At 33.3% G+C, this 12,440-nt stretch carries 12 protein-coding genes and 1 other RNA gene; 6 read left to right on the top strand and 7 right to left on the bottom strand.

Translation table 11 applies throughout. The features are described from left to right. Positions 1-2 precede the first annotated feature (2 nt). On the bottom strand, positions 3-734 hold the full coding sequence (gene bamJ, locus AC1EUU_RS01860) for a BamJ family beta-barrel-assembly machinery protein (RefSeq protein ID WP_480199677.1): 732 nt from the start codon (positions 732-734) through the stop codon (positions 3-5). A 120-nt stretch (positions 735-854) separates the two neighbouring features. Here bamJ and ftcD point away from each other — a divergent pair, with 120 nt between their 5' ends. The 3 genes from ftcD (at position 855) to AC1EUU_RS01845 (ending at position 3,581) form a co-directional block, all read left to right on the top strand. Further along, entirely contained in the window at positions 855-2,546 is a 1,692-nt protein-coding gene (gene ftcD / locus AC1EUU_RS01855) for a glutamate formimidoyltransferase (RefSeq protein ID WP_480199676.1), read from the top strand. 67 nt (positions 2,547-2,613) lie between these two features. Further along, entirely contained in the window at positions 2,614-3,105 is a 492-nt protein-coding gene (locus tag AC1EUU_RS01850) for a MarR family winged helix-turn-helix transcriptional regulator (protein WP_480199675.1), read from the top strand. Between the two features lie 11 nt (positions 3,106-3,116). Beyond that, positions 3,117-3,581, top strand: coding sequence for a GNAT family N-acetyltransferase (locus tag AC1EUU_RS01845; RefSeq protein ID WP_480199674.1), 465 nt, complete (start codon positions 3,117-3,119; stop codon positions 3,579-3,581). Between the two features lie 35 nt (positions 3,582-3,616). On the opposite strand, the gene aroQ is transcribed toward AC1EUU_RS01845, so the two are convergent. Continuing rightward, positions 3,617-4,033 (bottom strand): type II 3-dehydroquinate dehydratase, encoded by a 417-nt coding sequence (gene aroQ, locus AC1EUU_RS01840; protein WP_480199673.1) that lies wholly within the window; start codon positions 4,031-4,033, stop codon positions 3,617-3,619. Positions 4,034-4,111: 78 nt separating this feature from the next. Then, positions 4,112-4,681, bottom strand: coding sequence for a porin family protein (locus tag AC1EUU_RS01835; protein ID WP_480199672.1), 570 nt, complete (start codon positions 4,679-4,681; stop codon positions 4,112-4,114). A gap of 56 nt (positions 4,682-4,737) precedes the next feature. Here AC1EUU_RS01835 and xerD point away from each other — a divergent pair, with 56 nt between their 5' ends. After that, complete coding sequence (gene xerD / locus AC1EUU_RS01830; protein ID WP_480199671.1) at positions 4,738-5,634, top strand: site-specific tyrosine recombinase XerD; 897 nt, start codon at positions 4,738-4,740, stop codon at positions 5,632-5,634. 57 nt (positions 5,635-5,691) lie between these two features. Here xerD and rny read toward each other — a convergent pair whose 3' ends face one another. The 4 genes from rny to AC1EUU_RS01810 form a co-directional block, all read right to left on the bottom strand. After that, positions 5,692-7,257, bottom strand: a complete 1,566-nt coding sequence (gene rny / locus AC1EUU_RS01825) for a ribonuclease Y (RefSeq protein WP_480199670.1) — start codon at positions 7,255-7,257, stop codon at positions 5,692-5,694. Between the two features lie 48 nt (positions 7,258-7,305). Beyond that, positions 7,306-7,433: non-coding RNA, 6S RNA (ssrS, locus tag AC1EUU_RS01820), on the bottom strand. Between the two features lie 50 nt (positions 7,434-7,483). Further along, entirely contained in the window at positions 7,484-7,774 is a 291-nt protein-coding gene (locus tag AC1EUU_RS01815) for a cell division protein ZapA (protein ID WP_480199669.1), read from the bottom strand. A gap of 7 nt (positions 7,775-7,781) precedes the next feature. Then, positions 7,782-8,072: a hypothetical protein gene (locus AC1EUU_RS01810; protein ID WP_480199668.1), complete on the bottom strand. Its 291-nt coding sequence runs from the start codon at positions 8,070-8,072 to the stop codon at positions 7,782-7,784. Positions 8,073-8,236: 164 nt separating this feature from the next. Here AC1EUU_RS01810 and AC1EUU_RS01805 point away from each other — a divergent pair, with 164 nt between their 5' ends. Together AC1EUU_RS01805 and AC1EUU_RS01800 are read left to right on the top strand one after the other, a co-directional pair. Next, positions 8,237-9,937, top strand: coding sequence for a M23 family metallopeptidase (locus tag AC1EUU_RS01805; protein ID WP_480199667.1), 1,701 nt, complete (start codon positions 8,237-8,239; stop codon positions 9,935-9,937). An 18-nt stretch (positions 9,938-9,955) separates the two neighbouring features. After that, positions 9,956-12,412, top strand: a complete 2,457-nt coding sequence (locus AC1EUU_RS01800; protein ID WP_480199666.1) for a TonB-dependent receptor — start codon at positions 9,956-9,958, stop codon at positions 12,410-12,412. Positions 12,413-12,440: the final 28 nt, after the last annotated feature.

Raw genomic sequence — 12,440 nt, 5'->3', positions numbered from 1 at the left:
AATTATTTCTTTACAATATCTAATAATTCAACATCAAATATTAATGCATCAAAAGGTCTCACTTTTCCGGCTGGTCTTGGATATGCTCCATACGCCAATTCTTGCGGAATAAAGAATCTGTATTTAGATCCAACTGGCATTAACTGTAAACCTTCGGTCCATCCTTTTATAACGCCATTAACGCCAAATTCAGATGGTTTATTACGTTCAACCGAGCTATCGAAAACGGTACCATCAACGAGTGTACCATGATAATGTACTTTAACTCTTGATGTTGCTAATGGTTTTTCACCATTTCCGGCTTCTAAAACCATATACTGTAATCCGCTATCAGTGGTTTGAATTCCCTCCTTGGCCTTATTTTCAGCTAGGAAATCTTCGCCTGCTTTTCTAACATCAGCAAACTCTATTTCGGCTTTCTTTAGGGCTTCTTCTTGACGTTTTTTCTGTTCAGCCATCTGTTTTTTCATCATATAGTCGCGCACAATACCGTTTACTTTACTTACTTCAATCTTCAAGTTCGCAGAATCAAGTCCGTTTTTAAAACCTTGTATAAAAAGATCTTCATCAACTTCAGTAAAACTAATTCTCATTTGACTTGCCATATTAACACCAATAGCATAACTTACAGAATCAACTTCAGTCTTTAACTCTTTATTGGTAACACCTGAATTATTACAAGCTACTAATGTAATCGTAGTAATTACAACTGCACAAAATTTAAATATTCTCATTATTTTTATTTTAATAAGCGCCAAATGTAATGAATTTGATCATTATTTTTTTACATAAAGGTTATCTTTTTATGAAAAACAAAATTAAATTTGAGTCATAAATAATCAGACATCAAAAAAATGCAGAAACAACTTATAGAATGCGTACCAAATATTAGTGAAGGGCGTGATACTCATAAAATTAATGAGATTGCTCATATCGTAGAAACTGTTGAAGGTGTTAAACTTTTAGACATTGACCCGGGTAAAGCCACAAATAGAACTGTTATTACATTTGTGGGAGCGCCTGAAGACGTAATAGAAGCGGCTTTTAGATTAATTAAGAAATCTTCTGAACTTATAGATATGAGTAAGCATTCTGGCGAACATCCACGTTTTGGTGCAACCGATGTATGTCCATTAGTACCTATTTCTGGTATAACCTTAGAAGAAACAGCCAAGTATGCTCATAAGCTAGGAGAACGTGTAGGTAGAGAACTCGGTATTCCTGGTTATTTTTATGAGAGTGCCGCAAAAGAAACGAAGCGTAAGAATCTTGCAAATTGTCGATCGGGTGAATATGAAGGCTTAACGAAAAAACTGGTTGATCCCGAGTGGAAACCAGATTTTGGTCCGGCAGAATTTAATGGTTCTGTTGCAAAAACAGGTGCCACAGCTATCTCTGCAAGAGATTTTTTAATCGCATACAATATTAATTTAAATACAACTTCAACTAGACGTGCAAATGCTATAGCTTTTGATATTCGTGAAGCTGGACGTATAAAGCGAGAAGGTAATCCTATTACCGGTAAAAAAATAACCGATGAAAATGGAGAGCCTGTTCGCATCCCTGGAAAGTTAAAAGCTGTAAAGGGCATTGGGTGGTATATCGAAGAATATGGAATCGCACAGATTTCTTATAATTTAACCAATATTTCTATCACACCGATGCATATTGCATTTGATGAAAGTTCAAAAGCAGCAGAAGCAAGAGGTCTTCGTGTAACAGGATCAGAATTAGTTGGTTTAGTTCCACTAAAGGCTATGGTAAATGCGGCAGACTATTTTTTGACCAAACAAGGGCGTTCTCTTGGAATAGCTGAATCAGAAAAAATAAAAATCGCTGTAAAATCACTCGGACTTGATGATTTAAAACCTTTTAACCCAAGTGAAAAGATTATTGAGTACATCTTAAATAATAATTCTAAAAAATTAGTCGATTTTAAATTAGATGATTTTGCCGATGAAACGGCAAGTGAATCTATGGCTCCTGGTGGAGGGTCAATTTCTGCTTATGTAGGCGCCTTAGGGGTTTCATTAGGTACCATGGTGGCTAATTTATCAGCTCATAAACCGGGTTGGGACAATCAATGGGAATTCTACTCCAATTGGGCTGAAAAAGGACAGGCATATAAAAATAAATTACTTTTTCTAGTAGACGAAGACACCAATGCTTTTAATAAGATTATTGAAGGTTTTAGAATGCCAAAGAGTACTGATGAAGAAAAAAAAATCAGGTTGCAGGCAATAGAAGATGCTACGAAATATGCTACTGAGGTTCCTTTTCAAGTAATGCAAACTGCGCATGATTCTATAGAAGTAATGTTGGCAATGGCTAAAGATGGACTCCAAAATTCGCTTTCTGACGCGGGTGTAGGTGCATTGTGTGCAAGAACGGCTGTTATTGGTGCTTACTTTAATGTACGTATTAACGCCAAAGACATTAAAGACAAAGACTTTGCAAACAATATTTTAGAAAAAGCAAAAAAAATCTACCAAGCTACCCTTCTAAAGGAAAAAGAGATCATTGATTATATAGATGGTAAAATGTAAATCATAATACCTTTTTGTTATTAAAATATAAATTTATAAATTTGCATAAGTATTTATATAAATGTTTATGAGTTATAATAATAACGATTTACTGGCCTCTTATCAAGAACTAGCTTTAGGTTCTAGACTTAAGCGATTGAGCGAACAGTTAATGAAGGAAACCTCGATAGTTTATAAGACTCTTGCCATTGAATTCGACCCTTATCATATGCCAATCTTCAAACTTATAAATGAGCAAAACGATCTTACCATAAGCGAAATGAGTTCTATTTTGGGTGTTACGCAGCCAGCAGTAACTCAATATGTAAATACCTTGATTAAAAAGAGATTGATCATTTCAAAAATAGATGCGATAGATAAAAGAAAGCGTAAAGTTGCGTTGACCAGTAATGGAAGAAAACTAATTGATCGATTAGAACCCATTTGGAATGTTGTTGTTAATGAAGCAAAAAGAATAACACAAGTTACGAGTAATAAAACACTATTAGATCATATATCATTTATTGAAAATGCATTAAAGGAGAAATCTTTCAGTCAACGAATATTAGAAAACATATGAAAATGAAACTAATGAAAACCAATATTGCAATAGTAGCATTTGAAGAACAATACTCCGATCACTTTAGAGATTTAAATATAGAATGGTTAGAGAAATATTTCTATGTTGAACCGCATGACAGAGAAGTACTTCAAAATGCAAAGACGTATATCATAGACAATGGAGGGTATATTTTCTTTGCTTTATATAAGAGCGAAGTTGCCGGTACCGTAGCACTTATGAATGAATTTGAAGGTTATGAGCTAAGTAAAATGGCCGTTTCACCCAAATTTCAAGGACTAAAAATCGGACAACAATTAATGCAGTATTGTATAAATTTTGCAAAAGAAAAAGGTTGGGATAAGCTCCTACTCTATTCTAATACCACCTTGGAAAACGCTATTTATATTTATAAAAAGTTTGGGTTTGAAGAAGTTGAACTTGAAAAGGACAGTCCGTATCAACGAAGTAATATTAAAATGGTATTAAAGTTTTAGGCTGAAATTCTTGTTAAATACTTATCAGAGAATTATTATTTCACAAAGCTTTCTATAGCTAACTTGTAGCCTTTTAGTCCAAAACCAATAATAATACCATGAGCTCCAGAAGCAATATATGAATGATGTCTATACTCTTCACGTGCGTAAACATTTGAAATATGGACTTCTATTACCGGAGCTTTGATCGCTTTAACCGCATCTCCTATTCCAATAGAAGTATGTGTATATGCAGCAGCATTTAAGATAATTCCGTCATAGTCAAAACCAACCTCGTGTAATTTATCTATAAGCTCTCCTTCAATGTTAGACTGAAAATAGTTTAATTGAACTCCAGAATATGCTTTCTGCAACTTATTAAAATAATCTTCAAAAGAATTGCTTCCATATACTTCAGGCTCTCGCTTACCTAACAAATTTAGGTTTGGACCATTTATTATCATTAATTTCATGAAGCTAAAATAAAAAAAGGAAGCGAATGCTTCCTTTTAAATAACTATATTTTTAAATACCAGACTATTTTAAGTTATCTAGTTAAAATTATAAACCACCCCAGCTTGAAGTGTATTAATTTTTAAACTCGAAGAAATAATTCCATCAAGATTATTATCCAAACGATCGGTCAAACCAAAGGTATATTTAGCTTGTACAGAAAATTGTTCGTTTATATCATATCCGGCTCCAATACCAAAACTTAGTCCAAATTCATTCACCACTGGCTCTACTAAATCTGGAATATTTAAAACGTAATCTAATTGCGGGCCCGCCTGTATATTAAACGCTTCGGCAACATAATATTTAGCCATTACTGGAATTAATATTGCTCCTTCTCCACCAATACTTGCATATAATAGTTCTGGTTGTACATGAAATTTATCAGTAGCTTCAATATCAACTACCCCACCTACGAAGAATCCTGTTCCGTCTAAAATATCAACGTTTAGACTGGTTAAAAGACTTCCTAAATCAATTCCACCAATTGAGACATTACCGCTACCGTTGATTACACCACCGGTAACACCAAATTTCACACTTCCTTGTGCGTTTACATAAAAAATAGATAGAAGGGTAATTACTAAGATTAAAGCTCTTTTTTTCATAATAATTGATTTAAAGTTATATTGCAAGGTACTAAAAAAAGCATCTACTCAACTCGATGAATTGGCAGCAAGCACTAAAAGATTATCAGCTTTATCTTAAAATTGAGCGTGGATTATCTCAAAATTCAATAGATAATTATAGCCGTGATGTTAAAAAATTGATGCTCTTTTTAGAAAACACAAAGAGTTCAGTATCTCCCATTTCAATTTCAGAAGAAACAGTTCAACAATTTATTTACGAAGTTGCTAAAAGTGTTAATACTACATCGCAATCGCGTATAATTTCTGGTTTGAGAAGTTTTTTTGATTATCTAATTTTTGAAGATTATAGAAAAGACAATCCAACTCAGCTAATAGAATCTCCTAAAATTGGCAGAAAATTACCCGATACACTTTCAGAAAATGATATAAATGCCATAATTAAGGCCATTGACCTTTCTTCTACACATGGCCAACGTAATAAAACACTTTTGGAAACTTTATATAGTTGCGGTTTAAGGGTTACAGAGCTTATTACATTACAGCTTTCAGATTTATTTTTTGATGAAGGATTTATTCGTGTAATTGGTAAAGGAAATAAACAGCGGTTTGTTCCTATTAATCTACATACACAAAAATTAATATTGATCTATGTGAATCAGGTTAGAAATCACATTAAAACCAAAAAGGGATTTGAAGATACCCTCTTTCTAAATCAACGAGGAAAACAGTTAACTAGAAATATGGTGTTTTTAATTGTTAAAGAGGCTACAGAAAAAGCTGGAATTAGAAAAAATGTGAGCCCTCATACTTTTCGTCATTCATTCGCAACTCATTTATTAGAACGTGGTGCCGATTTACGGTCAATACAACAAATGTTAGGTCATGAAAGCATTACCACAACAGAAATCTATATGCATGTTGATAAAACATTTTTAAAAGAAGTGGTAGAAAAATTTCATCCTAGAAAATGAAAAACCCTTCTCCATAATAGAAAAGGGTTCTTCGTCATTATCTGAATTAGTATATTTTTATTTGGCAATATTAACTGCTCGCGTTTCACGAATTACGGTAACACGCACCTGACCAGGATAGGTCATATCATTTTGTATTTTTTGAGAGATGTTAAATGAAAGCTCAGAAGCTTTAATATCATCTACTTTCTCACTTTCTACAATTACACGTAATTCTCTACCTGCTTGTATCGCATAGGCCTTTTGAACACCTGTAAAACCAAAAGCTACCTCCTCTAGATCTTTTAATCGTTGTATATATGAATCAAGTACTTGTCGTCTTGCTCCTGGTCTTGCTCCTGAAATTGCATCACATACCTGAACAATTGGTGAAATTAAAGACTTCATTTCAATCTCGTCATGGTGAGCACCAATGGCATTACAGACATCATCTTTTTCACCATATTTCTTCGCCCATTCCATACCTAGTAAAGCATGAGGCAATTCACTTTCGGTTTCTGGAACTTTACCAATATCATGTAATAAACCAGCTCGCTTAGCTATTTTTGGATTAATCCCCAATTCCGAAGCCATTAAAGCACATAGATTAGCAACTTCACGAGAGTGCTGTAAAAGATTTTGCCCATAAGAAGAGCGATACTTCATACGGCCAACAACTTTAATAAGTTCTGGGTGTAAACCATGTATACCAAGATCAATCACAGTTCGTTTACCAACTTCAATGATTTCTTGATTGATTTCTTTACGAGTCTTTGCTACAATTTCTTCAATACGTGCTGGGTGTATTCTACCATCAGTTACTAATTTATGCATTGATAAGCGTGCAATCTCTCTACGGATTGGATCAAAACAAGATAAAATGATTGCTTCAGGTGTATCGTCAACAATAATTTCAACACCTGTGGCAGATTCTAAGGCACGAATATTCCTACCTTCACGGCCTATAATACGTCCCTTTACATCATCTGATTCTAGGTTGAAAACTGAAACGCAGTTTTCAATGGTTTGCTCTACGCCAATACGTTGTATGGTACTCAATACTATTTTCTTCGCTTCTTGCTGTGCTGTGAGCTTAGCTTCTTCCAATGTATCTTGAATAAATGCCATCGCATCAGATTTAGCTTCTTCCCTTAAGGAGGCAACTAACTCTTTCTTGGCATCATCGGCTGATAAACCAGAAATCACTTCTAATTGCTCTACTTGTTTTTTGTGTAGTTTTTCGGCTTCAGACTTTTTCTTATCTAAAAAATCCAATCGGTATTTGTAGTCTGCTTCTTTAGACTCTAAAGACTTATTAAGCTTTCCGTTCTTATCAAGTTCTTGTGAAACTTTAGATTCTTTTTCGCGAATTCTTTTTTCAGCTTCAGAAACTTTCTTATCGCGTGCTAAGATTACTTTTTCATGCTCTGCCTTAAGCTCAATAAACTTTTCTTTGGCTTGTAGTATTTTATCCTTCTTTAAATTATCTCCTTCTAATTTTGCTTCTTTTAATACAGAAGCGGCTTGCTTTTTTGCGTTTTTTATGATTAATGATGCTTTATTTTTTTCTAAGGTTTTGGCTATAAAAAATCCTATAGCTAAACCGACGATTCCAACAACAATTGGTATGATCATTCCTTCCATTTCGTAAGTTTTGGGGTAAAAAAAACCTACACTAGTCTGGGGTTTTATAAACTCCAGTTAAACAAGTTTAGGGCTAACTAGTTGGTCGATAATCCACGGTACCGAATAAATTCAGTACAAGTTGTGGCGCGCTCTTACAACTAAAACTCACCCTTTTTAATTTGATAGTGTTGAGTTTATTAAACAAATAACTAATGTAGGCAGTAATTGTTATATTTAAAAGAACTTATAAATGAGCATCTAAAGTGGCACTCATTTCTTTTAATTTATTTTCGATTTTATGAGCATCTTGCTCATTATAAATACTTTTGACTTCTTGTAAAGACGCAAACTGCAACGCACACATAGCCAACACATCTTGTTTGTCTCTAACCTCATAGTTTTCTTCAAACTTCTTAATAAGGTCATTTATTTTCTTTACTGCTTTGCGTATACCCTCTTCCTCTCCTTCACTTTTTATAGTTAGCGGATAAACTCGATCACCAATGGTAACTTTTATTTTAAGTTTTTCATCCATTTCTAGTTTATTCGCCTAGTTGGGCTATACATTTATCAATTTCGCGTATTAACGTATTTATTTTAAGCTTTGTTAAATGTTTATCTTCTTTGCTGCCTACGATTGCATTTGCAATCTTTAATGACTCGTATTTGCTCTCTAATTCGTTAAGCGATTCTTTTCGTGAATCGATTTCTTGAATAAGCTTGTTGCTCTTTTCAAGTAATTGTTGATTCTCTATTTGCAACAATTCATATTTTGAAAGTAGCTTATCTAACTTACTTTGCAGAGAATCAACTATTTCTAAAACACTACTCACCAATACAAAGAGTATAAACTATTTCAACAAATTTAGTATTACTGATTTAATTTAACAACTCTTTTCATAAATTAAATTGATTTTTGGCGCCAATTAATTGGTTTGCAATATCTTAACATTGCATTTTTAATTTATGTTTCTAATGAGTATTTTAGCCCACAATTATGGGGAGAATACGTTTAGCTTTACTTTTTACTGGCATTATTTTTTATGGTTTTACACAGGCAAAATATCCAGATGGATATTTTGAAAAACCACTCGACATTCCGTTAATTCTATCGGGTACTTTCGGTGAATTACGGAGCAATCATTTTCATTCTGGTTTAGATATTAAAACACAAAAACGAACCGGACTTAATATCTATGCTTCCGCGGAAGGATACGTTTCACGTATTAAAGTTTCTCATTGGGGCTATGGAAAAGCATTATATATTACACACCCTAATGGTTATACCACAGTTTATGCACATTTAAAGAAGTTTGCTCCGAAAATTGAGGCCTATGTAAAAAAGCATCAATACAAAAAAGAAAGTTATGAGGTTCATCTATTCCCAAAAGCAAATGAGCTAGTAGTAGACAAAAAAGAAGTGGTTGCTTATAGTGGAAACAGTGGTAGTTCAGGCGGTCCTCATTTACATTATGAAATACGAGATGGAAATGCAAAACCCATCAACCCAATGTTTTTTGGAATTGATATTGCCGACACAAAACAACCCGAAATACGAGCTGCAGTGGTTTACTCGTTTGGAGATTCTTCTCATGTAAATCAAAGTAATCGAGTAAGGGAATTATTTTTTAAGAAACAGCCTGATGGTACCTTATTAGCCAATAAAATTGAAGCTTTTGGAACTATCGGTTTTGGTATTAATTCTATTGATAAACAAAATGCGGCATTAAACAATAATGGTATTTTTAATCTAGAGGTGAAAGTTAATGGTAAGACCACGTATCTACATACCGTAAACACATTTTCGTTTAATGAGACACGATATATAAATACATTAATTGACTACTATAGGTTCTATAAAAAAAGACAGCGTATTCAAAAATGTTTTGTTGAAGATGCTAATAAACTTACCATTTATAAAACACTGGAAAACAAGGGATATTTGAATGTTAGGAACGGCGCTTCTTATAATGTTGAAATTATGGCCAAAGACTTTAAAGGAAACGTAACCAAACTCATTATTCCTGTAAAAGGAAAAAAAGATTCTGTTTTTGTTCGTCAAAAAGTTAAGACCACTCCTTATTATTTTAAAAGTGATCAGTTCAATAAAATATCTGATAGTACTGTAACGGTAGCGTTTCCAAAAAGAAGTTTTTATAATGATTTATATTTTGATTTTAAGCATGAAGATGATGTTGTAAAATTGCATAATGGCGGTACACCATTACATAAGAATTTCACACTTACTTTTGACGTTTCTAAGTATCCAAAAATTGAACAAGATAAATTGTTCATAGCAAGAATCAATAACAAAGGAATACCATATTATTCAAGAACAAGAAGAAAAGAAAACAAATTATATACATTAAATAGAACTTTAGGCAATTATGCTTTGTTTTCTGATAATCAAAAACCTACTATAAAGTCTTTAAATTTTAAAGATGGCCAATGGCTTACCAACTATAAGTATCTTAAAATGCGAATTTCAGATAAACTCTCAGGAATAAAATCATATAGAGCTGAAATTGATGGTGAGTGGATTCTTATGGAATTTGATGCCAAAAGAGGACTACTAACTTATGATTTTAATGACAAAACTTTAAGTGGTGAAAAACACACCTTAAAAGTAATGGTTGTTGATAATGTTAATAATACGAATACGTATATTGCAACGTTTTACAGGCATAGTGATTTATAGAATGTTAAATCTTCTTTTTTGAAAAATTTTAGTATCTGCTTTATCGTTTTTATTCTGTTTAGTGGTCATATAATTGCCCAAACTGGTACGTTAAAAGGAGTTGTAAAAGATGAAAAGGGCAACCCCATTGAAGGTGTATCTATTCGCTTCGAACAAAATGGTACCGCATCTAACAGTAAAGGAGCATATCAATTATTAATTCCCTCTGGTAGATTTATTACTGTTATTTTTAGTCATGTCTCTTTCAATACACTTACCAAACGCGTTAGGGTACCTAGAAATAGAACCGTTAATTTCTCACCAAAATTAAAAACCAAAACAGAAAAGATTGAAGAAGTAGTTGTAAAAGACACACGAGATAAAGTTCAAGGTATTGATAAAGTAGATGTTGAAACTGTTAAAAAACTACCAAGTGCTAACGCAGGTATTGAAGCAACACTTCGAAATATTGGTTTAGGTGTTAGCGGTAATAATGAATTAAGTACCCAATATAATGTTCGCGGTGGAAATTATGATGAAAACTTAGTTTATGTAAATGATATAGAAGTATATCGCCCATTTTTAGTGCGTTCAGGTCAACAAGAAGGATTAAGTTTTGTAAACCCTAACCTTACCCAGAACGTAAAATTTTCTGCTGGAGGGTTTCAAGCCAAATATGGTGACAAATTATCGTCGGTATTAGATATTCAATATAGAAAAGCCAGAGACTTTAGTATTGCCGCAGATGCCAGCTTATTAGGAGCTAGTTTAACTATTGAAGGACAGCCGTTTAAGAAGCTATCAGCAATTTTAGGTATGCGCTATAGAAATAATAATCTATTCGTTAATTCTAAAGATATTGAAACAAATTTCAAACCGGTATTCACAGATGTACAGTCATTCGTTTCTTATGCTATTTCGGATAAATTAAGCATAGATTTTTTAGGAAATTTTTCTTTAAATAATTATGACTATACTCCCATTTCGAGAAGAACAAATTTTGGTACAGTAGCCAGTACACAAGCACTTTTAGTTAATTATGATGGGCGCGAAAAGGACAATTATCTTACTTTATTTGGAGCTTTAAAGGCTACTTACGTAGCTAATGAAAATCTAATATTAAATGTAATTACATCGAGTTATAATACGCAAGAAGAAGAACATTTTGACATTTTGGCCAAATATAGTATCGGTGAAGTAAATGCTGACTTCGGAAGTGACGACTTTGGAGATGTATCATTTAGCCAATCTATAGGCTCTCAGCTTGATCATGCTCGTAATGATCTTGATGCTTTAATCTCAAACATTCAATTAAAAGCTACTATAAAAAAAGGCGATAATATTTTCGAACTAGGCGCTAAATATCAAACCGAAAATATTAAAGATCGTATCATTGAATGGGAAGTAATTGATTCTGCAGGATTCTCAATAAGACCACCAAACCTTCTTCCTAGAAATGATGAACCTTATACTCCGTTTACCGGACCTATTGTACCATTTACAAGTGTAAATGCATTTAATGAAGTTACAACAGATAGAATTTCAGGATTTGCACAATGGAGCCGTCAATTTGATCTTAATGAACATCAGTTATGGGTGAATTTAGGAGTACGTGGGCAAAGTTGGACGGTAAAGCCTAAAAATGGAATTTCAGATAAACATACCGTAATAAGTCCTAGAGCGCAGTTTTCTTTTAAACCTGATTGGAAAAAAGATATGCTTTTTAGAGTTTCGGGTGGTTATTATTATCAACCTCCTTTTTATCGTGAATTACGTGATTCATTAGGTATTGTGCGTCCAAATGTAAAAGCACAACGATCAATTCATATAGTTTTAGGTAATGATTATAGTTTTAAGCTCTGGGGAAGACCCTTCAAATTAGTTTCTGAAGCCTATTATAAATCACTTACTGATGTGAATCCGTTCACTATTGATAATGTACAAATTCGCTATAGGGCGAGAAACAACGCTAAGGCATTTGCAACTGGTTTTGACGCTCGTTTGAATGGTGAATTCGTGCCAGGAACAGAGTCATATTTTACTTTTGGTTATCTCTTAACAAAAGAAAATATTGAAGATAGAGGCTATATTTCACGTCCTACAGATCAGCGATTAAAATTTGCTGTCTTGTTTCAGGATTATGTACCAAGTAATCCAAATTTAAAAATGTACTTAAATATGGTCTATAATACAGGTGTTCCGGGAGGTTCTCCATCGTATGCCGATCCGTATATATTCCAAAACAGGCTCAAGGATTACTTTCGCTCTGATATTGGAATTTCGTACGTTTTGGTTGATCAGAAAAAGAAGCCGCGAGCTGTATGGTTACAAAAATTCAAAGAATTTTCTATAGGAATCGAACTATTTAATATGTTTGATGCCCAAAATTCTATAACGAATACTTGGGTACGAGATATTTCAGCGCAACAGTCAGTGGCGGTACCTAATTTTTTATCAGGAAGAGTACTGAATATAAAAACAAGCGTTCGTTTCTAAAACTCAAGCATTTATAAATAGTTATATT

The organism is Maritimimonas sp. 2205BS37-2 (genome assembly GCF_056591755.1).
The sequence above is the reverse complement of the archived record's forward strand: the minus strand, read 5'-3'. Positions and strand labels throughout refer to the sequence as shown.

What these genes read in the sequence shown, in the direction of transcription:
- ftcD (WP_480199676.1), top strand. Translation starts at nt 855, where the DNA reads ATGCAGAAACAACTTATAGAATGCGTACCAAATATTAGTGAAGGGCGT.
- AC1EUU_RS01815 (WP_480199669.1), bottom strand. Translation starts at nt 7,774, where the DNA reads ATGGATGAAAAACTTAAAATAAAAGTTACCATTGGTGATCGAGTTTAT.
- AC1EUU_RS01805 (WP_480199667.1), top strand. Translation starts at nt 8,237, where the DNA reads ATGGGGAGAATACGTTTAGCTTTACTTTTTACTGGCATTATTTTTTAT.
- bamJ (WP_480199677.1), bottom strand. Translation starts at nt 734, where the DNA reads ATGAGAATATTTAAATTTTGTGCAGTTGTAATTACTACGATTACATTA.
- AC1EUU_RS01845 (WP_480199674.1), top strand. Translation starts at nt 3,117, where the DNA reads ATGAAAACCAATATTGCAATAGTAGCATTTGAAGAACAATACTCCGAT.
- AC1EUU_RS01835 (WP_480199672.1), bottom strand. Translation starts at nt 4,681, where the DNA reads ATGAAAAAAAGAGCTTTAATCTTAGTAATTACCCTTCTATCTATTTTT.
- xerD (WP_480199671.1), top strand. Translation starts at nt 4,738, where the DNA reads ATGAATTGGCAGCAAGCACTAAAAGATTATCAGCTTTATCTTAAAATT.
- AC1EUU_RS01850 (WP_480199675.1), top strand. Translation starts at nt 2,614, where the DNA reads ATGAGTTATAATAATAACGATTTACTGGCCTCTTATCAAGAACTAGCT.
- rny (WP_480199670.1), bottom strand. Translation starts at nt 7,257, where the DNA reads ATGGAAGGAATGATCATACCAATTGTTGTTGGAATCGTCGGTTTAGCT.
- aroQ (WP_480199673.1), bottom strand. Translation starts at nt 4,033, where the DNA reads ATGAAATTAATGATAATAAATGGTCCAAACCTAAATTTGTTAGGTAAG.